The sequence below is a fragment of the Halomonas sp. S3-1-1 genome, assembly GCF_023757625.1.
Lineage (GTDB): Bacteria > Pseudomonadota > Gammaproteobacteria > Pseudomonadales > Halomonadaceae > Vreelandella.
In genome coordinates this window covers 162,094-183,576 of record NZ_JALGBZ010000002.1, presented here as the reverse complement: position 1 = coordinate 183,576, position 21,483 = coordinate 162,094, and the positions used below count along the sequence as shown (strand labels likewise).

Below are 21,483 nucleotides of genomic sequence, written 5' to 3'. Positions count from 1 at the left end.
AGCCGACAATACGTCTCAACGTCCCATTAACGTCAGGAAGCCTTTTTATGTCTGCCTTCGATCATCGCAAGTACCGCCCCGCTCCCCGCGTTCCCGCGTTCAACCGTACCTGGCCGGACAAGGATCTCGACCGCGCCCCGATCTGGGTGAGCGAAGATCTGCGCGACGGCAACCAGGCGCTGCTGGAGCCGATGACCGTCGAGCAGAAAAAACGCTTTTGGCACCAGATCGTTAAGGTGGGCATCAAGGAAGTGATGGTCGGGTTTCCCTCGGCAAGCCAACCCGACTATGACTTCGTGCGCTGGCTGATCGACGAGAATCAAATTCCCGAAGACGTGACCATCGCAGTGCTGGTGCAGTGCCGCGAGCACCTGATCGAGAAGACCTTCGAGTCACTGGTCGGCGTCAATCGGGCGATCATCCACCTTTATAACTCCACCTCCACCGTGCAGCGCGAGCGCGTCTTCGAGATGGATCGTGGCGGCATTACCGATATCGCCGTGCAGGGCGCGACCTGGGTCAAAACCTACGCCGACAAGTACCCGGACGTCGAGTGGCGCTTTGAGTACACCCCGGAGAGCTTCTCGAGCACCGAAATCGACTTCTCGCTGTCGATCTGCGAGGCGGTCATGGACGTATGGCAACCGACTCCGGAAACCCCCTGTATCCTGAACCTGCCAACCACCGTGGAAGTCGCCGGCCCTCATCACCACGCCGACCAGATCGAGTACTTCTGCCAGCACATTAGCCGCCGCGATAGCGTGATCATCTCGGTGCACACGCATAACGACCGCGGCGGCGCGGTGGCTTCCGCCGAGCTTGCGCTGCTGGCCGGCGCCGACCGGGTCGAGGGGACGCTCTTAGGCAACGGCGAGCGCACCGGCAACATGGACATCGTCACGCTGGCCATGAACCTATACAGCCAGGGCATCGACCCCGAACTCGATTTGTCCAATCCGGACGAAATCGTGCAGGTGGTGCAGGAGTGCACCGGCATCACCATGCACCCGCGCCACCCCTGGGTCGGCGAGATGGTCTACACGGCGTTTTCGGGAAGCCATCAGGATGCGATTCGCAAATCGCTCAAGCACCAGAAGGACGACGAGCCCTGGCAGGTGGCGTACCTGCCGATCGACCCGCGCGATATCGGCCGCGACTACCAGGCGGTGATTCGTGTCAACAGCCAGTCCGGCAAGGGCGGCATGGCGTTTTTGCTTGAGCGCGACTACGGCATCAACCTGCCGCGCTGGATGATGCTGGCGCTTGCGCCCTACGTGCAGCAGGAAAGCGAGAAGCGCGCCAGCGAGCTTTCAAGCGAAATGGTCCGCCAGGTGATGTTCGATCACTTTAGCCATCAGGCGCCGCTGGCGCTGGCCGACTACCGCCTCTCGAAGGGTCAAAACGAAGGCATCGAGGTCACGCTGACGCAAGGCGACGATACGCTGCGCTTAAAAGGCACCGGCAACGGCGCCATGTCCGCCTTTACCGACGCTTGGCGCCAGCACACCGGTAGCCACGTGGCGATCGTCGACTACAGCGAGCACTCGCTGGGCGGCGACAGCGAAGCCAATGCCATTGCGTTTGTGCAGCTCAACGTCGACGGCCAGCGTATCTGCGCGGTCGCCGAGGACAGCGACACGGTGAGCGCCTCGCTCAAGGCGCTGCTGTCGGGCATCAACGCCGCCCAGACTCAGGCAAGCCAGGACACGCTAACACGCAGCGAAAACGCGACCGCCTAAGGTGTCGCGCTCTTCCCGCCTCGCCTAATCCTCAAGGCCCGCCCAGCGGGCCTGTTATACTCCCCGCGATGGTCAAACAAGGTGAAAGGTACCGATGGGTCACGGGGTCCTCCAAACAGTCATCAATATCGCGCTTTTGGCCCTTGGCGCCGGGTTCGGCGGCATGAGCCGTTTGGCCGTTACACGGCTGGCCGCCCGGCATCTGGCAACGGAATTTCCCTGGGGAACGCTGGCGATCAATTCAAGCGGCGCCTTGGCCGCCGGGGCGCTGCTGGGCCATTACGGTTTCGCGCCGCTGTCGAACTCCCCGATCGGGCTTTTGCTAATCGGCGGGCTGCTCGGCGGCTACACCACGGTCTCTTCGCTCTCGCTGCAAACGCTCACCCTCTGGCAAGACCGAAAGCTACGTGAGGCGATTGTGTATCTGGCGGGCACGCTCGCCGCGGGTACGGCACTCGCCGCGCTGGGATGGCACCTGACGGGGGGGGCGTTATGAAGGGAATAGCGGCGTACCTGGCGGTCGGCGCTGGGACCGCGCTTGGCAGCGTGTGCCGCTACGCGGTGTCGCTACTGGCGCTGGCCGGTCTGGGCAACGCTCTGCCTTGGGGGACGCTTCTGGTCAACGCACTGGGCTCGGCGCTGATCGGCTGGCTCTCGACCCGAATGGCGCAACCACCTAACAGTGGCTGGGCGCGCTGGCAGCCGTTCTGGGTGACCGGCTTTTGCGCCGGGTTCACTACCTTCTCGCTTTTCAGCCTCGAGCTTCTCACGCTTCTCCAGCGTCACGGCGGGCTTGCCGGCGCCTACGCCCTAATAAGCGTGGCGCTTTGGCTGATGGGTGTCTGGCTTGGCCAGCGGCTGGCCAACGCGCAGGGTTAATACACAAATCTATCGCACAGAGCCAATACACAGGACTAGCGCAGCACCAGTACCGGCGTGTTGGCACGGCGCAGCATTTTCGTCGTGGTGCTGCCCATCAGCAGGTGCTTGAGCCGTGAATGGCCAAACGCGCCCATCACTAAAAGGTCGATGGCGTGCTCGGCCATGTAGCTCTCGAGCGTCTGGTCGATATCGCCGGCGCGAATCGCGCCTTTCGCCTGGTGCTCACCGGCGGTGAGCGTCTCGAGCGCCCAGGCGAGCTCGCTGGTGTGCTCGCCGGTCGCCGCGCCCACGATCAAAACGTGGCACTCGGCGCCGCTAAAGAGCGGCGAACGTGCCAGCATTTCGACCCCCTTGCGCGCCGTCTGGCTTCCATCGAAAGCAATCAACACGCGCCTGGGCGGCGTAAACGTGGGCGGCACGATCAGCACCGGGCGATGGATACGGCGAACCAGCGCCTCGATATGCTCGCCAAGCTCCTCTAATCGGCTGTGAGTAGCGCCCTGCTTGCCCAGCACCAGAAGCCGCGTTTTGCTTTCGAGCTCCAAAAGCGTTTCGACGAAGGTGCCGTTGAGCTGGCGCGCATTGGCCTGGGCGCCCTGCGCTTTCGCCCACGCGCCGGCCTGTTCCAATAGCGCCTTGCTGAGCTTGCGGTTTTCCTGCGCGCGCCGCTCATCGAAGCTCGAGAGCGTTTCCATCAGCTGATCCTGAGAGCCCAGCGACAGGTTGCCGGAAAGGTCCTGCTCGCCGGGCACGCCGGAGTGATTGTCGATCACGTGCAAAAGACTCAGCGGTGCCTTTAGCGCAAGGCTCGCCCAGGCACCGTACTCGCTCACGCTCTGGGCAAACCGCGAGTCGTCGATGGCGGCAAATACGTGCTCGGTCATGACTTTCTCCTTTTGCTTAGTGGTCGCCCATCAGTTTTTCGACCGCTTCCGGGTCGTCATGAACGGCGTAGCGGTCGACCACGGTCGCGCTTGCCTCGGAGAGCCCCTTGAGCTCCACCCTCGCCCCTTCGCGACGAAACTTGATCACGACCCGATCAAGCGCCTGTACCGCGGTTATATCCCAAAAATGGGCGCGCGATAAGTCGATGACGACGTGATCGAGACTCTCCTTGATATCGAAGGCGGCGATAAAGCGCTGCGACGAGGCGAAAAACACCTGGCCGATGACGCGATACTCTCGCGCTCCTTCATGGGTCTTGGCGCTCGACACGGCCATGATATTGCCCACCTTGTTGGCAAAGAACAGCGCCGCCAGCAGCACGCCGACGAACACGCCAAGCGCCAGGTTGTGGGTGCCCACGGTGACCGCCACGGTGGCCAGCATGACGATATTGGTGCTCATGGGGTGTTTTTTCAGATCGCGGATCGAGGCCCAGCTAAAGGTGCCGATGGAGACCATGATCATCACCGCGACCAGCGCCGCCATGGGAATCTGCGATACCCAATCGGATAAAAACACCACCATGATCAACAGCACGACCCCGGCAATCAGCGTGGAGAGCCGCGTGCGCCCGCCGGATTTGATGTTGATCACCGACTGACCAATCATCGCGCAGCCCGCCATGCCGCCCAAAAGGCCCGCGCCGATGTTCGCCGTGCCCTGGCCCTTGCACTCGCGGTTCTTGTCGCTGGGCGTGTCGGTCAGGTCATCGACGATGGTCGCGGTCATCATCGACTCCAAAAGCCCCACGACGGCCATCATCACGGCGTAAGGGAAGATGATCGCGAGCGTATCGAGATTCAACGGCACGTCAGGCCATAAAAACACCGGCAGCGTATCGGGCAGCTCGCCCATGTCCCCTACCGTTCGAATGTCGATGCCGCTGACCAGATAGACAATGGTCAGCACCACGATGCAGACCAGCGGCGATGGCAGCGATTTGCCGATCACCGGCAGATAGGGAAAGAGATAAATGATGCCAAGACCCGCCGCCGTCATGGCGTAGACGTGCCAGGTCACGTCGGTGAGCTCCGGCAGCTGCGCCATGAAGATCAGAATCGCCAGCGCGTTGACGAAGCCCGTCACTACCGAGCGCGAAACGAAACGCATCAGCTCGGCGAGCTTCAAATAGCCCGCCGCGATCTGCAAAACGCCGGTCAAAAGCGTGGCCGCCAGCAGATACTCGAGGCCGTGCTCGCGCACCAGCGTCACCATCAACAGCGCCATGGCGCCGGTGGCCGCCGAAATCATGCCCGGCCGCCCGCCGGTAAAAGCAATGATCACCGCGATACAAAACGAAGCGTAGAGCCCGACCTTGGGATCGACGCCGGCGATGATCGAGAAGGCGATCGCTTCGGGAATCAGCGCAAGCGCCACCACGATGCCTGAAAGCGTATCGCCCTTGATGTTGGAGAACCATTCGTACTTGTTGAAAAGCGCCATGCCATATCCCGTAAAACGTTGATCGATCTTTCATACACCCCCAGCCGCGCAAAAACGCGCGCAACGGGTGCGAGGATAGCGGCGAAAAGCCGCAGAGTGAGGGCACAGCGCTAGGGTGGAAGCATCGTCCAGAGAGAGGTGAGGAGCATGAATGACCGCTGCCTTGCGAGTGTGATCGAGGCAAAAGCCGTATGAAGCGGCTTTTAAGAGAGCGCGATTATAGCAAGCACGCTCTCGAATGCCACCCAAGTCAAGTTCATCGATAGCGCAATTTTAGCGCGCGTTTATCGCACTTGATAGCGCGTCTCAATCGTTAAATGGGCAGGACACAATTGTTTGCAACGTATTAGTACGCAAAAAAATGAGGCGAGCTTATTTTAATCAAAACGCATGACAAACAACGCTTGAAAAAGCAAAAAACTAATACATAATTTGTACAAAAATAGAAGCAAAGAATTAACACAGTACAAGCCTCACCCACTGAGAACGCCCATGCTCACCTTCATTAAGCACGACGCCTTACCCTTGGCGCTTCAGGAACACACCGCCAGCATTCAATTCTCGCCCGACGGCATCATCCAAGGGGCAAGCCCCATCTTTTTGCAAAAGATTGGCTATCAGCTGGACGATATCGTCGGCCAGCACCACAGCATTTTTTGCCCGGTGGAGGAAACCTCCTCGGCGAACTACCAGCGTTTCTGGAGCGCGCTCGCCAACGGTGAGCCGCAGCAGGGCAGTTTCCGACGTATCAGCGCCGCCGGCGAGGACATCTGGCTGGAAGCGATCTACCTGCCGGTGAGAAATCGTCGCGGCAAGGTGGAAAAGATCGTCAAGATTTCCAGCGATATCTCTACACGCCATCAATCCGCTCAAAGCCATGGCGCCGTGCTCCGCGCGCTCGATAGCTCCATGGCGGTCATCGAGTTCGCTCCCGACGGCACCATTTTGAACGCCAACGCCAACTTCGAGCGCGTCATGGGCTATAAAAATGAGCAGCTCAAGGGCCAGCACCACCGCATTTTCTGTACGCCGGATTTTATCTCTCAGCTACCGGCCTTCTGGGCACAGCTCGCCAGCGGCCAGTTCAAGCAGGGCAAGTTCGAGCGCATCGACAGCCACGGCCAAAGCGTATGGCTTGAAGCCACCTACAACCCGGTTTATGACAGCCACAATAACGTCGTGAAGGTCGTCAAATTCGCCACCGACATCACGCGAGCCGTCAAGGAAGGCGAAGCCGCCCGCCGTGCGGTGTTGAACGCCCAAAGTACCTCCAGCCAGACCGAGCAGATCGCTCAAAACGGCCTGACGCATCTGCACCGAGTGATCGAGGAGTCACGCCAAGCGGCCCAGACCCTGGCCGACGCCCAGCAGCTCATGACCGCGCTCAACAAGCAGGCGCAAACGATCAACAAGATCACCGCCTCGATCGCCAAAATCGCCAATCAGACCAATCTTCTCTCGCTGAACGCGGCCGTCGAAGCGGCGCGGGCGGGGGAACGGGGGCGCGGTTTCGCCGTGGTCGCCAACGAGGTGCGCCAACTGGCCAAGGGCTCCAGCGAAGCGGTCGACGAGATTACCCGCGTGCTGAGAGAAAACAGCGAGCTGGTCGAGCGCACGAGCCTCGCCGTCTCCCAAGTGGTCGAACAGGGCAAAACCAGCCAAGCGAGCGTGAGAGAGATCGAAACTATCGTCAACGAGATTTTGGCCGGCGCGCGCGGCGTATCGGACTCCGTCGAACAGTTGACGCTTCAGTCGGTGTAATAAATGCCGGCCGGCTGGATATAAAGAGGGCCAGCGTCGCGCGGTAAACGCCATTGACGAAAAAGGCGGCCAGCGGCCGCCCTCTTCACCTTCCCATCTTACACTCTTGTTCGACGCGCTTGTTCGACGCTCTATAGCAAGCGCCTGAATCACATCACTTAAGGCGCGTTTTACGCAGGTAAGGCAGCACCGCGTCGAACTCGCCGAATTTCTCTTTGGCATCGTCATTGGACACGCTCGGCGGGATAATCACATCCTGACCCACGGTCCAATCCGCTGGCGTTGCAACACCGTGCTTTTCGGTGGCCTGCAGCGCATCGAGCGCCCGCAGGATCTCTGCGAAGTTACGCCCTACGGACATCGGGTAGGTCATCGACAGCTTGAGCTTTTTGTCCGGGCCGATGATGAACACCGAACGCACCGTGGCGCTGTCGGCCGGCGTGCGGCCATCCGGCAGGTAGGCGTCTTCCGGCAGCATGTCGAAAAGCTTGGAGACTTCCAGACCTTCGTCGGCGATGATCGGAAAGCCGACTGAGCTGCCACTGTAGGTTTCGATATCTCCCGCCCAGCGCTTGTGATCCTCGACGCCATCCACGGAGACACCGATCACTTTAGTGCCGCGCTTTTTCCACTCGTCGTTGAGCCTGGCAACCGCGCCAAACTCGGTCGTGCACACCGGGGTGAAATCCTTTGGGTGTGAAAACAGAATCGCCCAGCTATCGCCGATCCAGTCGTGAAAGCGGATGGCGCCCTGGCTGGTCTCGGCGTCAAAATCCGGAACGACGGCGTTGATACGTAGTGACATGGTGCCTCCTTTGCGGGTGATCGAACTTTTAATACCTTAAACCACGCTCTATCAATTCTCTATAGAACGTTTGGTTTTAAGACACTGCCTAACGCCCCTGTGTTCCACCATTTCCGTCCGCTTGCGCTTACTCCTTGTGCGCCGCAACCGGATCGACCGGCTCGCGACCACGCTTGACCCGAGAGAGCCAGCGCTGCCTAGCGTGATGGCGCAGGTTCGTCACGCTATCGGTTTCATCGACGATGTCCTGACCCAGAATGGTTTCGAGAATGTCCTCGAGCGTAATCAGCCCTACGAACGTGCCGTGCTCGTCGTATACCACGCGCATGTGCAGATGATCCTTGAGCATGGACACGAAAACCTGCTCGACGTGGTGATCGACATCCACCCGGCCGATCGAGTGCATCAGCTCGCGCATGCTCTTGTCGTCGTCGGCGTGATAGATATCGGCCTTGTGAACGTAGCCAAAGGGCTGCTCGGCACTGTCCATAACCGGAAAGCGGGTGAACGATGCCTTGCCGTGCTGGCCGTCGAATTCGGCCACGGTCATGTTGGGAGTGACCGTCACGCATACCGTGCGCGGCGTCATCGCCCGGGACACGGCGATCTCGTGCAGGTTGAGCATGTTGACGATAGTGCGCGACTCGTCGTCGTCCAGCACCTTCTCCTCGAGCCCGACCCGCGCCAGCGCTTTGATCTCCTCGCGCAGGTCGACGTCGTGCTCGGCGCTTCCCAGCCGGCGCGTGATCTGCTCGGAAAGCCAGATGAACGGCAACAGCACCAGGATCATCGGCTTGAGCAAGCGCGGCAAAAGCGGCGACAGCGCCCGCCAGTAGGTCGCGCCGATCGTCTTGGGAATGATTTCGGACAGCACCAGAATCAATAGCGTCATTACCGCCGAGACGATCGCAATCGAGGCCTCGCCGAACACGACCGCCGCCTGAGCTCCCACCGCCGTCGCCCCTACCGTATGGGCGATGGTATTGAGCGTGAGAATCGCCGCCAGCGGCCGGTCGATATTGGTCTTAAGGGCGTTTAACGAGGCGTGCAGGCGCGGATTTTCGTTTTTCAGCCGGGCAATATAGCTTGGCGTAATCGACAACAGCGCGGCTTCGAGAATGGAGCAAAGAAACGAGAAAAAGATGGCAAACGTCGCGGTAACGATGAGCAGGAGCATGAGCGCTTGGCGGTGAGGGATATAACGTGTTTATAGGAGCGCGGCGCGGGCTTGTCAATGAAGCACCGCGCCCATGGGCGCCCTACCCCATGATGCGTTCCGAAAACGACTCGAGGTCAGTGACGGTCATGTCCGGCTCGATTCCCCAAGGGTCGAAGGGGGCATCGCTTCGACGGCGCACCCAAGCACTTTTGAGCCCGGCGTGCTTGGCGCCGATCACGTCAAACGCGTTGCTCGACACGAGCCAGGTGTGCTCGGGGCGCACATCCAGCCGGCTGCGAAGATAGGCGTAGACCGCCGGGTCAGGCTTGAAGCGCTTGATGGCATCGACGCTGACCCAGTCGTCGATGTAGGCCGAGACGCCGGCCCGGCCCAAAAGCCCCGCTACCGCTTCTTCGGTGCCGTTGGAGAACGCCACGCAGCGAAAGCCGGCCTCCTTGAGCCCGGCCAGCGCCGGACGCACGTCATCAAAAGCGGGAAGCTCCCCGTAAAGCGTCATCAGGTGATCACAGTCGTTGTCGGAAAGCCCGGTCTGCAGCGCCCGGTCGGTGAAAATCAGCGCACTTCGAGTACACTCCCCGAACGCCACGTAGGCGCCCATCAGACCGAAGCGAAAGCTGTACTCGAGCTGCTTTTCGCGCCAGCGCCTTGCAAACTCCTGCGCTCGCGAGCCGTCCGCCAGACGCCGCTCGAGCTCCTCGGTAACGCCCTGAGTGTCGATTAGCGTGCCGTAGACGTCGAAGGCTAAAACCGGTTGCATCGTGCACCTCGTTTTCAAAAATCAAAGGGGGTGCTCTTAGCGTAGCCTGCCCGGCGCAAAACAAAAACGCCGCGGCGGGTCAGCTCGCCGATGATGCAAATGCCACGTCATCGCTGTGTCCAAACACTCAAGACGCACACTCCCATTCTCAAGATTCTCATGATGCGGCCGATATAGGCAGGCAAGACAATCATATTGAATCAAAGTCTTGACGATAGAACGCGATCAAGGGAAAACAGCATGCTCAACCTCCAATGGTTCGATACGCAGCACTATGCGCTCATGCGCCATACCGCCTGCATTCTCTTCTCGCCTTCCGGCGAGATAGAGGAGGCAAGCCCGCAATTTCTGGCAGCCATGGGTTACTCGAGCCTTGAGCAGGTTAAAGGCAAACATCACCGGATTTTCTGCCCGTCCAGCTTGACCCAGTCGCCAGCCTATACGAAGTTCTGGCGCGATCTGGCAAGCGGTATCAGCCAGCAAGGTACGTTTCACCGCCTTGATGCAGACGGGGGCGATGTCTGGCTGGAGGCTACCTATATTCCGATCGAGAACCGGCGCGGCAAGGTAACCGCCATTCTAAAGATCGCCAACGATGTCACCCGTAACCACCAGCGCTCCGAGAGCCGCAGCGCGGTACTCGAGGCGCTCAACAGTTCAATGGCGGTCATCGAGTTCACCCCCCAGGGCGAGATCGTCGACGCCAATGAAAATTTTCAGCAGACCATGGGCTATCGCCTTGATCAGATCAAAGGCGCCCAACACAGGATGTTCTGTAAAGAGAGTTTTTACGCCGATAACCCGAACTTTTGGCAACGGCTGGCGCAGGGCGAATTTCGCTCCGGCAAGTTCGAACGCCTGAACGCTAGTGGCGATAGCGTCTGGCTCGAAGCGACTTACAACCCCGTTCGCGATACCCAAGGACACGTCATCAAGGTCGTTAAGTTCGCCACCGACATCACCCGCTCGATGGAAGAATCCTTTGCGGCCATCAGAGCCGTCGAGTCCGCCCAGAGCACCTCCACGCAAACCGAGCAGATCGCCCAGAGTGGTCTCAATCATCTGCATCAGGTGATGCAGGATGCCCAGCGCGTGGCGCAGACCATGAACGAGGCTCAACAGCTGATAGGCGCGTTAAACGAGCAGGCCAAAAGCATCAACGGCATCACCGAATCGATTTCCAAAATTGCCAATCAGACCAATCTGCTGTCGCTCAACGCCGCCGTGGAAGCGGCGCGCGCCGGCGAGCAAGGACGAGGCTTCGCCGTCGTCGCCAACGAGGTTCGCCGTTTGGCCCAGGGCTCAAGCAAAGCGGTCAGCGAAATCACCGAAGTGCTCAAGAACAACAACGAGCTCGTGACCCGGACCACCGTCGCCATGCAGGAAGTGATTTCGCAGGGGGCTTCCAGTCAGCAAAGCGTCACCGAGATAGAAACCATCGTCGATGAAATACTCAAAGGCGCCCGTAACGTTTCCGCCTCCATCGACAGACTTTCCCACAAGCCTCATTAAGCACTCAAGACTCATTGGACGCTATAACGTCGGCGCCGCTATGGATGCCTCCCAACAGTTATCCTTGAATGCCCCTACTCGAGCGCCAACGCGGGCGTGGCGCTCGAGCAACTAGTGCCTCAAATCGTGAAGGCGGCTTCCTGATCGCCGGTCTTGAGATCCCCTGAGCGGGTCAGCTCGTCGGTGACGCGGTCGACGGCGCGCCTAGCGCGGCCGATCACTTCGTCCACCTCAGCACGATTGATGGTCAAGGGCGGCGCGAAGCCGAGGATATCGCCCTGGGGCATGGCGCGGGCGATCAGGTTCTCCTCAAGCGCGGCCGCGGCGACCCGCGGGCCGACCTTCAGCGCCGGGTCGAAGTGCAGGCGCTGTTTCGCATCCGGCGAGAACTCCAGCGCCGCCATCAGGCCCACACCGCGCACATCGCCCAAAAGCGGGTGACCCTCGAAGGTCGCCTTCAGCTGGCTCTGGAAGTAGGCGCCGGTTTCCGCGGCGTTGCCGACCAGGTTCTCCCGCTCGATGATGTCCAAGTTGGCAAGCCCCGCCGCGCAGCCCAGCGCGTGGCCAGAGTAGGTCCAGCCGTGGCCGATCGGACCGAACTCACCGGTGCCGGCTTCGAGCACTTTCCATACTTTGTCACCGACGATCACCCCGGAAAGCGGCTGATAGGCGCTGGTGAGCCCCTTGGCAATGGTGACGAGATCCGGTTTGATATCGTAATAGTGGCTGCCAAAGGCCGCCCCGGTGCGGCCGAACCCGCAGACCACTTCGTCGGCGATCAACAGCACGTCGTACTTGTTCAAAACCGCCTGAATCGCTTCCCAGTAGCCTTCCGGCGGCGGCACGATGCCGCCGGTGCCAAGTACCGGCTCGCCGATGAACGCGGCCACGGTGTCCGGGCCCTCTTCCAGAATCATCGTCTCGAGCTTTTCGGCACAAAACGCCGAAAACTCACGCTCGGTCATGCCGTGCTGCTCGGCAGCGCGCAGGTAGTAATGCGGCGCTTCGGTATGGCGAATGGTGTCGATCGGCAAATCGAAATGATCGTGAAACGCCTTGAGCCCGGTGAGCGAGCCAGAGGCAATGCCGGAGCCGTGATAGCCACGCATCCGCGAGATCACCTTCTTCTTCTGCGGGCGACCCAGCACATTGTTGTAGTAGCGTACGATCTTGAGCTGGGTTTCGTTGGCATCCGAGCCTGACATGCCGTAGTAGACCTTCGACATGTTCATGCCAGCGGCCTTGACGATACGCTCGGAAAGCTCTATCTGCGGCTCGTTGGAGTGGCCCACGTAGGTATGGTAGTAGGAGAGCTCGAGCGCCTGCTTGTAGATCGCCTCGGCGATTTCGGTGCGCCCGTAGCCGATGTTCACGCAATATAGACCGGCGAAGCCGTCGATGAACTCGCGGCCGTCCTTGTCGACGATGTTGATGCCTTTACCGCCGGTGATCACGCGCCCCGGCGCGTCGCCGTGGGCGAAGTCCTTGAGGTGGGTCGAGGCGTGAAAGGTGACCTTGCGGTCGCGGTCGATTAACGCTTGATGCTGACTCATACGCTGCCTTTTTGACGTGCGCCCCGCGCGACGTCGAGCGGGGCCTGATAAATTCTTGATAAAAACGACGTTATGTTGTCGATTCGCTTAGCTGCCCGAGACGGAGCCCAATGCGCCCAGGCAGTAGTACTTGGTTTCCAGATACTCGTCGATGCCGGTGGCGCCGCCTTCGCGGCCAAGGCCGGACTGCTTGACGCCGCCGAAGGGTACCGGCGGACCGGTCATTTTAACCGAGTTGACGCTGACCATGCCGTACTCCAGCGCCCGCAAAAGTTTCCAGATGCGACGGATGTCGTGGGTATAGACGTAGGCGGCCAAGCCATACTCGGTGTCGTTGGCCAGGTTGATCACCTCGTCGTCGCTTTCGAACGCGGTAATACCGGCTACCGGGGCGAAGTTCTCCTCGCGCCACACCTTCATTTTGGGCGTTACATTGGTTAGCAGCGTCGGCATGAAGAAGTTCTCGCCCGGCGCCTTTTGCTGGTCGCCGGCGATCAGCGTCGCCCCTTTTGAAAGGGCGTCGTCGACGATCGCGGCGGCCTTCTCCACCGCCTGGCGGTGAATTAGCGGGCCCAGATCCACCTCACTCTTGAAGCCGTTGCCCACGGTGAGCGCGGCCATGCGCTCGGTAAAGTGCGCCACGAACTCGTCGTGGATCGAGGCGTGCACCAGAATTCGGTTGGCGGCGAGACAGTCCTGCCCGGCGGTCTGAAACTTCGCCGCCACCGCGGCGAGTGCGGCTTCACGCGGGTCCATATCCGGGCCGACGATGAACGGGGCGTTGCCGCCCAGCTCCAGCGACAGGCGCTTGACGGTATCGGCGCTTTGCTCGATTAAAAGCCGCCCGACGCGGGTGGAGCCGGTAAACGACAGCGCCCGGATGCGCGGCTCGCGACACAAAATCTTCGACACCTCGGCGGGCTCGCCCAGCACCACGTTGAAGATGCCCGCCGGAATGCCCGCGCGCTCGGCAAGCTCGGCCAGCGCCAGCGCGGAAAACGGCGTTTCATTGGCGGGCTTGACGATCACCGGGCAGCCCGCAGCCAAGGCGGCGGCCGCCTTGCGGGTGATCATCGCCAGCGGGAAGTTCCAGGGCGTGATCATTGCCGCGATTCCGACCGGCTCCTTGATGGTACCAAGTGAGGCGTTCGGAATGTGGCTGGGGATGGTTTCGCCATAGGTGCGCTTGCCCTCCTCGGCAAACCAGCGCACGAAGCTGGCGCCGTACTCCACTTCGCCTCGAGCGTCCGGCAGCGGCTTGCCCTGCTCCAGGGTCATGATGCGAGCCAGATCCTCCCGATGGGCCTGAATCAGATCGTACCAGGCGAGAAGGCGCTCGCAGCGCTCGTCAGCGCGCAGCAGCCGCCACTGGCTGAAGGCGGCCTCGGCGGCGTCGACAGCGGCGGTGATTTGGCTGGTCTCGAGCAGCGGAATATGGCCAATCGTCTCACCAGTGGCAGGATCGACAACGCCTTCTTCGCGCCCGCCCTCGCCGTGGGTCCACTTGCCGTTCACGTAGGCGTACTGGCGAAACAGGCGCGGGTCATCCAGGCGATTGGAAAGTGTCGCGGCGTGCGTGGTCATAAAACCTCCCTGGCCTTCGTCAACAAGCGACGAAGACGTGCAAAAAGCGATAAGCGCCGGTGGCACTGACGTTATGGCTCTACGCTACGCGAGGATTTACCCGAAGTGTTTTTGAAAAGCGCGGCCGAGCTTGCGATTTTTTTGGTGGCCCGCGCTTCAATGACGTTTTTTTTTGGTTCGCTTGTGCAAATAAGGCACTTGTTAACATTTGTGGAGTAAACTCATGCAACTTAAATGATCTTTTTCATGCCGGCACCGTTTGAGAGACACATCGACCCCGTGCTTGGCATTGCAGAGGCCGATTTCGTGTATCGACTCACTTCCTATTACAAGGCGCTTTCGCAGCGCGCCGGCGACCTGACGGTCCGTGATCACTACGACAATTACCGACATGATGAGCGCCTTCGCTCGCTCAAGCTGGTCACGGTTTGGCTCGCGTTTTTCTACTTCTCCTACACGCTGGTCGATATCTACCTACTCACCGATGTCACCTGGCGCTCGATATTGCTCCGCGGACTGCTGGTGGGCCCAACCACCGTCGCGCTAATGCTCTACTACGACCGGCCGGGCTCGATTCGGCTAAAAGAGCTTGCGGGCACTTGCCAGGCCTGCCTTGGGTGCGTCGCCTGGTGTCTGGTGATCGTTGGCTCCAGCGATCCGAGCGTGCTCGACTACTTCTATGCCGGGCTGGTGTTCATTCTCGTGCTCACCATCGTCTTTACTCCACCGTTCGAGTACAGCGTTTACGGCTCGCTGTTCGTGTTTGCGTGCCTCTACTCTACCGTCTGGTTTTTGGAAGGAGTGACGACGCAGTACGTTATACGGAATCTGTCCGTAGGCGTGCCGGTGTTGGTGCTATCGCTGATGGCCAACTACCGCTTCTCCTCCGAGTCGCTGCGCCTCTACATGGAGAATCTGCACGTGGAGCGCCTGCGCGGCGAGCTGACCGAGCGTAACGTCGAACTCGAGCGCCTTTCGCACCTGGACCCGCTTACCGGGCTTGCCAACCGCCGGGCGCTGGCCCGTCAGGAAAAGAAACTGGCGCAGCGCGGCGCTTCGCTAGAGAAGGCCACCGTGATCGTGGTCGATGTCGATCATTTCAAGGATTACAACGACCATTACGGCCATGGCGAGGGAGACAGCGCGCTGCGCGAGGTCGCCGATGCCATTAAAAGCGCCTGCGCGCCCAAGGACGTGGTGTGCCGCTATGGCGGCGAAGAGTTTCTGGTGCTGCGCTACGGCGATGCGTCCGAGCACGATAACGCGCTGGCCGTGGCGGAGCACATTCGCGAGCGCGTGGCCGAACGTCGGATTCCCCATCGGGGCGTACCGGCGGACAAGGTGACCGTGAGCGTGGGCGTTTGCAGCGGGATGCTCGGCAGCGGCACGACGCTCAAGGAGCTAACCCGGTGCGCCGACCAGGCGCTTTACGATGCCAAGCAGCAAGGGCGCAATCGGGTGTGTCGGCGCGAGTATTCGACCCAGCCTTCCCCTCATCACGCTCATTAAGGTGTCATGACGGCTCGTCGAACTCGAGCGCCAGAGGCTTACGCTTGACGGTTTTGGTCACGATGTAGGTGAAATAGCGCTCGATGCCGGCCTCCGAGACCAGCCAGCGATCCATCTGGCGCTGGTAGCTGTCGATCGAGCGCGCCTCGAACTTCACCAGATAATCCACGCCGCCGCCGACCGCCACGCACTCGGTCACCTCCGGCGTTTCGAGTACCAGCGCCTCGAAGCGCGAAAAGCTCTCCACGTTGTGCGCCTTGAGCTCGATCTGCACCCACACCGGGTTGCGCGGAACCAAAGCCTCGGCGTTGATGCAGACGGTATACCCTTCGATGACGCCGGCCTTCTCGAGCCGCTTGACCCGCTCCCAGCAGGGGCTGATCGACAGATTGATCGCCTCGGCCAGTTTGGACTTGGTGATGCGCCCATCGCGGCTGAGAATGTCGAGAATCTTCAGGTCATAGCGGTCGAGTTTCAGCACGTGGGGCTACGCCTCCAACCGCTCGACAACATCGGCGATCACCGCAAGCGTATCTCCCATATTGATTAGCGACGGCGCGCGGCGCGCCATCAGCACGCCGTCACGCTCGGCCTTGTAGGCCACCGGCTCGGCGCCGCTTCGCGTCATGTCATACACGTAGGCGATGGTCTGACCCTTTTGGACTGCCTCACCCAGCGCCACGGTCAGCTCCAGCACGCCCTGGTGCTGGCTCTGCACGTAGCAGCGGGCATCCGGCATATCGAGATAGAACTGGCCGCCTTCCGGCATGTCCACTTCGCCTTCGACCAGCCCGTAGTGGATCAGGAAATTACGTACGCCCCGCTCTGCGATCGCCATGCTCTGCGGGGTGGAAGTGCCGCCGCCGCCGAGCTCGGTGGCCACGAACACCTTGCCCTGACGCTCGCAGGCGGTATCGAAAAGCTTTTCGGCGTCGAGCTCGAACATCACCATGGCGTAGGGTGCCCCGAACGCCTTGGCGCCATCGAGGGCGGCCCGCTGCTGGTTCTTGTCGTCGAGCACGTGGGAGGCGGCAAACGGCAGGATATCCAGGGTGCGTCCACCGGAATGTAGATCGAGCACCACGTCGCTCATCGGCACCAGCACTCGGGTGAAGTAGTCGGCGATCTGCGCGGTGACACCGCCATCCGGGTCGCCGGGAAAGCTTCTGTTCAGGTTGCCTTTATCCATCGGCGAGGTGCGCGTACCGGCCATCACCGCCGGGGTATTCATGCACGGCACGATGATCACCCGCCCGGAGACTTCTTCGGCTTTCAGGGCGTTTGTCAGCTTCAAAAGTGAGGTAATACCTTCGTACTCGTCGCCGTGGTTGCCACCGGTCAAAAGCGCGGTAGGGCCCTCGCCGTTTTTCACCACGGTGATGGGAATCATCACCGCGCCCCAGGCGGAGATATCGGTGGAGATCGGCAGTTTCAGAAAGCCGTGTTGGACACCGTCGGCGTCGAAATCCACGGTGGCGGAAACGGGGCTTGGCCGCCGGGTGCTCGCTTGCTGAGTCATGCGTGTGTCCTTTTGTCGAATCGTCGTCGGCGCGGTGGCGAACCTGGGGTCTATCGTCGTCTCACTACTTCACAAACAGTTGACGGGGGAAGTTCGCCAGGGTCTCGCAGCCGCTTTCGGTGATAAGAATACTTTCGGTGATCTCGAGGCCCCAGTCTTCCACCCAGAGCCCGGGCATGAAGTGAAACACCATGCCGGGCTTCAGAATCGTCTCGTCGGTTGGGCGCAGGCTCATGGTGCGCTCACCCCAATCCGGTGGGTAGGAGAGCCCGATGGAGTAGCCGCAGCGGGCACCGCCGCGATCAAAACCGTACTTGTCCATCGCCGCGCCCAGGGCCATGGCGATATCCGCGGTGCGGTTGCCGGGTTTGGCCACGGCCAAGCCGTTGTCGATGCCTTCCAACAGCGCGGATTCGGCGCGAATGAAATCTCTGGGCGGCGTGCCGAGAAACACCGTGCGCGACATCGGCGCGTGATAGCGCTTAAATACCCCGGCGATTTCGAAAAACGTGCCCTCGCCTTCGCGAAACGGGGTGTCGTCCCAAGTCAGGTGCGGGGCGGCGGCGTCCTTGCCGGTGGGCAGCATCGGCACGATGGCGGGGTAGTCGCCGCCAAACACGCGGCCGTTTTCGTCGACGAAGCCTTCGATGCCGACGCGGTAGATCTCCGAGACCAGCTTGCTTTTGGGCAGGCCCGGCTCGATCACCTCGATGATGCGCGAGTGCATGCCTTCGACGATGCGCCCGGCCACCCGCAGGTACTCGATCTCCTGGGGCGACTTGATCGCCCGGCACCAGTTGACCAGGGCGTTGGCGTCCATGAAACGGGCGTGGGGCAGCTCGCGCAAAAGGCTTTGGTAGGCCTTGGCGGAGAAGTAGTAGTTGTCCATCTCCATGCCGACCACACCGGTGTGCCAGCCGCGCCCGGGCATCACCGACTGCGCCAGATACTCCATCGGGTGCATGTCCGGGTTTTGCACATAGTAGTCGGGGTAATAGGTGATGTTCTCCGGATCAATCCAGCAGGTGCGAAGCGCGCCGTTGGCGTCCATGCGCCGCCCGAACCAGACCGGCTCGCCTTCGAGCCCCACCAGCACGCACTGATGCACGTAGAACGACCAACCATCGTAGCCGGTCAGCCAGGCCATGTTGGAGGGGTCGCTGACGATCAGTACATCGATACCGCGGCCGGCCATTTCAGCGCGCACCTTCCAAAGGCGCGCGGCGTACTCTTCGCGAGTGAAAGGCAGGGAAACCTCATTCATCGAGCAACTCGCCCTTTTAAATCAAAAAACCAGCTTGCTGGGCCCATGCAGCGACAGGTCCGTGCGAGCACCGCCATTGCCGTCTTGAGCCGATACTAGCACCGACCCTTGGCGTTGGGTCAAAGGCTTTATCAAAAGCCTTGATCAAAAACAGGCCCTGCCGGCGCGGCGACGACGCGCCTCAGGTCTTGCGCTTTAAGCGACTTTTCAAAAGCTCGAGCACGGCGCGCTCGTCCGGGCCGGTCAGATCCTCGTGTTCGAGCTCGACTTCGACCAGCTGGCGAAAGTTCTCGAGCGTCTGACCGTCCAGGTAGCTCTCTACCACCCGCGGGTCGATGTAGCTCGCCTTGGCGATGCTTGGCGTGTTGCCAAGCGACGTCGCCACCCGCTCGACGGCCTCGCGCACGTTCTTCTCGCTGACCTTTTCATCCTCGTCGACCCCCAGCTCCTCCAGCGCCAGCGCAGCAATCGAGGTACCCGCCCAGGTCCGAAAATCCTTGGCGCTGAACTGCTCGCCCATCACCTCGTGGATGTAGTCGTTGAGATCGGCGCTGTCGACACGCACTTTATTGCCGTCGTCATCGAAGTACTTGAAAATCTCGTAGCCTGGCGTCTCATCGAGCTCCGCGACCACGCTCGCCAAACGCGCATCCTCCACCACCCGGTGCTGGTCCTGGCCACTTTTGCCGCGGTAGTCGAAAATCAGCTCGTCGCCGTCGATGGTCAGGTGCTTCGAGCGCATGGTGGTCAGCCCGTAGGAGTCGTTTTGCTGACGATAGCGCTCACTGCCCGGGCGAAAATAGGCGCTGTCGATCAAGCGCACCATGCACGCCAGCACTTTTTCGCGCGGCAGCCCCTCCTGCAACATGTGCTGGCCGGTGACCCGGCGCATCGGCGTGAGCTTCTGGGCGAAGGCGATCATGCGATCGAACTTCAGCGCCTCGCGCTTTTCGCGCCATTTGGGGTTGTAGACGTACTGCTTGCGCCCGGCGTCGTCGCGGCCGGTGGCGTAGATATGGTGGCGCGTATCGAGGGTGATCTCGACGTCGCGCCAGGCCGGCGGAATGGCAAGCGACTTGATCCACTCGCGCCACGTTTGATCCTTGAGCGTCTCGCCGTCTTCGGTCTTATAGGTAAAGCCCTTGCCGCTTCGCTTGCGCGTGACCACGTGGGCCTTGCGGGTTGCCATGGTGAATCTCCTTTTCGCCTCAAAATGAGCGCCGGTGCAGCGCCGAGGGTGCGCGGCGTCCTTGCAGCCCTTCCCCCACTTAACCCATGATAGCTGGTAACCTACAACATGCGATTCACGGGGGCTTTTCATGAAGATCGTGGTACATACCGACCAGGCCGATCAGTGGCAGACAGCGCTTGGCGAGGCGCTGCCCGAGGCGACCGTGCTCACCAGCGACGCGCCGGCACAAGAGCGCCAGGGCGCCGACTATCTCGCCGTCTGGAAAGCGCCGGGGCACCTGCTGGCCGAGCAGCGCGCGCTCAAGGGCATCATTAACCTGGGTGCCGGCGTGGATCATCTGCTCGCCTCCCCCGAGCGACCGACAGACGTGCCGATCGTCAAACTGCGCGACGCCGGCATGGGCGAACTGATGGCGGACTACGTACTCTACGGGGTGCTGCATTTCTATCGCAGCATGGACCGCTATCGCGCGCAGCAGCCAGACGCCCGATGGCAGCCGCACGAGGTCGTGGAGAAAGCCCAGTGGCCGGTCGGCGTACTGGGGCTCGGGGCGATTGGCCAAGCGGTAGCGAGCGCCCTCGACCAGGCCGGTTTTCCGGTGCTGGGCTGGAGCCGCTCGCCCAAAACGCTCAAGAACGTGCGCTGCCTCCACGGCGAGGCGGGGCTCGACGAGCTGTTGGGCCAAGTGCAAAGCGTGGTGACCATTTTGCCGGACACCCGTGCCACTCGGCATATTATGAACGCCGAGCGGCTCGCGCGCTTGCCCAAGGGCGCCAGTGTGATCAACCCAGGCCGGGGCGGTCTGATCGATGAAGACGCACTGCTCGAGGCGCTGGGAAGCGGTGAGCAGGAAGGCCATTTGCGCGGCGCCCTGCTGGACGTGTTCAGCGAGGAGCCGCTGCCGGCGGCCCACCCGCTTTGGCAGCATCCGCGCGTTTTGATCACCCCACACATGGCCGCCCCTACGCCGCTGGCAGACGCCATCGACCAGGTGATCTCGTATCTGCACGCTTTCGAGGCCGGCGACGCCATCGCCACGGTCAATCCGGGCGACGGCTACTGACCGCCGCCACGTTTTGACTGAACGAAGCGGCGGGCCGGGCGCTCTTAGGGAAGATTGAAGCAAAGGAGAAAAGATCGTGCCCCGTACTGTATCGTCGCTGCGCAGCGCCGCCTTTCTGGCGCTGACGACCCTGGCCGGAGGCGCGGCGTCCAGCGCCGCGGCCCAGACGCCGGAGCTTGTCGCCCCACGCCCTTTCGAGGCGAGCTACCGGCTAGACATTCGCGGCTGGCCCGGCGCCACCGTGCGCCATACGCTCAGTCAGGAAGGGCTTCACTGGCTCTCCAGCATGCGTTTTTCCATCGCCGTAGCCAAGGGCGAGGAGCGCAGCCGCTTCGCGGTGGAGGACAACGACACCCGGGCGCTGCTCTATTCGAGCAGCTATTCCCTGCTGGGCGTCGGCGATGACTATACGCTCGATGAAACCGAACTCACCGCCCTTGATCGCCAGACCGCGCTGTTCGATCTGTCGCGCCGCGTGGAGAGCTCCGAGTGCACCGAGCGCGCGCCCTGCGATATCACCTTTCTCGACCATCGCGGCCGCGACGAGCATTTTCAGTACTACGTCCACCCACAAGCCACCGTGAGCGTCCCCGCCGGTGAGTTCCAAGCGCCGAGCGTAACGCTTACGGACGTCGAAAAGCCGGATCGCCATATCGACATTAGCTTTCACCCCCAGTGGCCAGGCCTGATTCTCTCTGCGGAGTACATCAAGGATGGCCGACGGGATACCACCATCACATTGACACGGTTTGCTCCGCAATAAGGCCCACCCACC

19 protein-coding genes are annotated in these 21,483 nt (G+C 61.2%); 8 read left to right on the top strand and 11 right to left on the bottom strand.

Going from position 1 to position 21,483, the window contains the following annotated elements:
- Positions 1–47: 47 nt before the first annotated feature.
- The 3 genes from MQW23_RS05915 (at position 48) to MQW23_RS05905 (ending at position 2,618) form a co-directional block, all read left to right on the top strand.
- Positions 48–1,739, top strand: coding sequence for a 2-isopropylmalate synthase (locus MQW23_RS05915; protein ID WP_252106910.1), 1,692 nt, complete (start codon positions 48–50; stop codon positions 1,737–1,739).
- Between the two features lie 94 nt (positions 1,740–1,833).
- Positions 1,834–2,235 carry a CrcB family protein gene (locus MQW23_RS05910; RefSeq protein ID WP_252106909.1) on the top strand — a complete coding sequence of 134 codons (402 nt, stop codon included), beginning with the start codon at positions 1,834–1,836 and terminating at the stop codon, positions 2,233–2,235.
- A complete protein-coding gene (locus MQW23_RS05905; protein WP_252106908.1) occupies positions 2,232–2,618 on the top strand; it encodes a fluoride efflux transporter FluC in 387 nt (128 codons plus the stop codon). The genes MQW23_RS05910 and MQW23_RS05905 overlap by 4 nt, the downstream gene beginning before the upstream one ends.
- 35 nt (positions 2,619–2,653) lie before the next feature.
- On the opposite strand, the gene MQW23_RS05900 is transcribed toward MQW23_RS05905, so the two are convergent.
- Together MQW23_RS05900 and MQW23_RS05895 are read right to left on the bottom strand one after the other, a co-directional pair.
- Positions 2,654–3,505, bottom strand: coding sequence for a universal stress protein (locus MQW23_RS05900; protein ID WP_252106907.1), 852 nt, complete (start codon positions 3,503–3,505; stop codon positions 2,654–2,656).
- Positions 3,506–3,521: 16 nt separating this feature from the next.
- Positions 3,522–5,009, bottom strand: a complete 1,488-nt coding sequence (locus MQW23_RS05895) for a SulP family inorganic anion transporter (RefSeq protein WP_252106906.1) — start codon at positions 5,007–5,009, stop codon at positions 3,522–3,524.
- 492 nt (positions 5,010–5,501) lie between these two features.
- Between MQW23_RS05895 and MQW23_RS05890 the strand changes: the two genes are divergently transcribed.
- On the top strand, positions 5,502–6,770 hold the full coding sequence (locus tag MQW23_RS05890) for a methyl-accepting chemotaxis protein (RefSeq protein ID WP_252106905.1): 1,269 nt from the start codon (positions 5,502–5,504) through the stop codon (positions 6,768–6,770).
- Between the two features lie 154 nt (positions 6,771–6,924).
- Here MQW23_RS05890 and MQW23_RS05885 read toward each other — a convergent pair whose 3' ends face one another.
- From MQW23_RS05885 to MQW23_RS05875, 3 genes are all read right to left on the bottom strand, one after another.
- Positions 6,925–7,575 (bottom strand): peroxiredoxin, encoded by a 651-nt coding sequence (locus MQW23_RS05885; RefSeq protein ID WP_252106904.1) that lies wholly within the window; start codon positions 7,573–7,575, stop codon positions 6,925–6,927.
- 127 nt (positions 7,576–7,702) lie between these two features.
- Positions 7,703–8,752, bottom strand: a complete 1,050-nt coding sequence (locus MQW23_RS05880) for a CNNM domain-containing protein (RefSeq protein WP_252106903.1) — start codon at positions 8,750–8,752, stop codon at positions 7,703–7,705.
- A gap of 82 nt (positions 8,753–8,834) precedes the next feature.
- The gene (locus MQW23_RS05875) at positions 8,835–9,512 is read right to left on the bottom strand and encodes a haloacid dehalogenase type II (RefSeq protein ID WP_252106902.1); all 678 of its coding nucleotides are present in this window, start codon (positions 9,510–9,512) and stop codon (positions 8,835–8,837) included.
- Positions 9,513–9,752: 240 nt separating this feature from the next.
- On the opposite strand from MQW23_RS05875, the gene MQW23_RS05870 reads away from it, so the two are divergent.
- On the top strand, positions 9,753–11,024 hold the full coding sequence (locus tag MQW23_RS05870; RefSeq protein WP_252106901.1) for a methyl-accepting chemotaxis protein: 1,272 nt from the start codon (positions 9,753–9,755) through the stop codon (positions 11,022–11,024).
- A gap of 119 nt (positions 11,025–11,143) precedes the next feature.
- On the opposite strand, the gene MQW23_RS05865 is transcribed toward MQW23_RS05870, so the two are convergent.
- On the bottom strand, positions 11,144–12,577 hold the full coding sequence (locus tag MQW23_RS05865) for an aspartate aminotransferase family protein (protein WP_252106900.1): 1,434 nt from the start codon (positions 12,575–12,577) through the stop codon (positions 11,144–11,146).
- A gap of 87 nt (positions 12,578–12,664) precedes the next feature.
- Positions 12,665–14,161 (bottom strand): NAD-dependent succinate-semialdehyde dehydrogenase, encoded by a 1,497-nt coding sequence (locus MQW23_RS05860; protein WP_252106899.1) that lies wholly within the window; start codon positions 14,159–14,161, stop codon positions 12,665–12,667.
- A 246-nt stretch (positions 14,162–14,407) separates the two neighbouring features.
- Here MQW23_RS05860 and MQW23_RS05855 point away from each other — a divergent pair, with 246 nt between their 5' ends.
- Positions 14,408–15,670, top strand: coding sequence for a GGDEF domain-containing protein (locus MQW23_RS05855; RefSeq protein WP_252106898.1), 1,263 nt, complete (start codon positions 14,408–14,410; stop codon positions 15,668–15,670).
- A gap of 4 nt (positions 15,671–15,674) precedes the next feature.
- Here MQW23_RS05855 and MQW23_RS05850 read toward each other — a convergent pair whose 3' ends face one another.
- The 4 genes from MQW23_RS05850 to MQW23_RS05835 form a co-directional block, all read right to left on the bottom strand.
- Positions 15,675–16,151: an Lrp/AsnC family transcriptional regulator gene (locus MQW23_RS05850; protein WP_252106897.1), complete on the bottom strand. Its 477-nt coding sequence runs from the start codon at positions 16,149–16,151 to the stop codon at positions 15,675–15,677.
- Positions 16,152–16,157: 6 nt separating this feature from the next.
- A complete protein-coding gene (doeB, locus tag MQW23_RS05845) occupies positions 16,158–17,189 on the bottom strand; it encodes a N(2)-acetyl-L-2,4-diaminobutanoate deacetylase DoeB (RefSeq protein WP_252106896.1) in 1,032 nt (343 codons plus the stop codon).
- Between the two features lie 64 nt (positions 17,190–17,253).
- Entirely contained in the window at positions 17,254–18,453 is a 1,200-nt protein-coding gene (gene doeA, locus MQW23_RS05840; protein ID WP_252106895.1) for an ectoine hydrolase DoeA, read from the bottom strand.
- A gap of 181 nt (positions 18,454–18,634) precedes the next feature.
- Entirely contained in the window at positions 18,635–19,642 is a 1,008-nt protein-coding gene (locus MQW23_RS05835; protein WP_252106894.1) for a DNA topoisomerase IB, read from the bottom strand.
- A 130-nt stretch (positions 19,643–19,772) separates the two neighbouring features.
- Between MQW23_RS05835 and MQW23_RS05830 the strand changes: the two genes are divergently transcribed.
- Positions 19,773–20,708 (top strand): 2-hydroxyacid dehydrogenase, encoded by a 936-nt coding sequence (locus MQW23_RS05830; RefSeq protein WP_252106893.1) that lies wholly within the window; start codon positions 19,773–19,775, stop codon positions 20,706–20,708.
- Positions 20,709–20,784: 76 nt separating this feature from the next.
- A complete protein-coding gene (locus tag MQW23_RS05825) occupies positions 20,785–21,471 on the top strand; it encodes a hypothetical protein (RefSeq protein WP_252106892.1) in 687 nt (228 codons plus the stop codon).
- Positions 21,472–21,483: the final 12 nt, after the last annotated feature.

Coding starts and splice junctions, on each gene's coding strand:
- MQW23_RS05875 (WP_252106902.1), bottom strand. CDS start 9,512: ATGCAACCGGTTTTAGCCTTCGACGTCTACGGCACGCTAATCGACACT.
- MQW23_RS05915 (WP_252106910.1), top strand. CDS start 48: ATGTCTGCCTTCGATCATCGCAAGTACCGCCCCGCTCCCCGCGTTCCC.
- MQW23_RS05900 (WP_252106907.1), bottom strand. CDS start 3,505: ATGACCGAGCACGTATTTGCCGCCATCGACGACTCGCGGTTTGCCCAG.
- MQW23_RS05860 (WP_252106899.1), bottom strand. CDS start 14,161: ATGACCACGCACGCCGCGACACTTTCCAATCGCCTGGATGACCCGCGC.
- MQW23_RS05905 (WP_252106908.1), top strand. CDS start 2,232: ATGAAGGGAATAGCGGCGTACCTGGCGGTCGGCGCTGGGACCGCGCTT.
- MQW23_RS05910 (WP_252106909.1), top strand. CDS start 1,834: ATGGGTCACGGGGTCCTCCAAACAGTCATCAATATCGCGCTTTTGGCC.
- MQW23_RS05855 (WP_252106898.1), top strand. CDS start 14,408: ATGCCGGCACCGTTTGAGAGACACATCGACCCCGTGCTTGGCATTGCA.
- MQW23_RS05870 (WP_252106901.1), top strand. CDS start 9,753: ATGCTCAACCTCCAATGGTTCGATACGCAGCACTATGCGCTCATGCGC.
- MQW23_RS05890 (WP_252106905.1), top strand. CDS start 5,502: ATGCTCACCTTCATTAAGCACGACGCCTTACCCTTGGCGCTTCAGGAA.
- MQW23_RS05830 (WP_252106893.1), top strand. CDS start 19,773: ATGAAGATCGTGGTACATACCGACCAGGCCGATCAGTGGCAGACAGCG.
- doeB (WP_252106896.1), bottom strand. CDS start 17,189: ATGACTCAGCAAGCGAGCACCCGGCGGCCAAGCCCCGTTTCCGCCACC.
- MQW23_RS05865 (WP_252106900.1), bottom strand. CDS start 12,577: ATGAGTCAGCATCAAGCGTTAATCGACCGCGACCGCAAGGTCACCTTT.
- MQW23_RS05895 (WP_252106906.1), bottom strand. CDS start 5,009: ATGGCGCTTTTCAACAAGTACGAATGGTTCTCCAACATCAAGGGCGAT.
- doeA (WP_252106895.1), bottom strand. CDS start 18,453: ATGAATGAGGTTTCCCTGCCTTTCACTCGCGAAGAGTACGCCGCGCGC.
- MQW23_RS05835 (WP_252106894.1), bottom strand. CDS start 19,642: ATGGCAACCCGCAAGGCCCACGTGGTCACGCGCAAGCGAAGCGGCAAG.
- MQW23_RS05880 (WP_252106903.1), bottom strand. CDS start 8,752: ATGCTCCTGCTCATCGTTACCGCGACGTTTGCCATCTTTTTCTCGTTT.
- MQW23_RS05885 (WP_252106904.1), bottom strand. CDS start 7,575: ATGTCACTACGTATCAACGCCGTCGTTCCGGATTTTGACGCCGAGACC.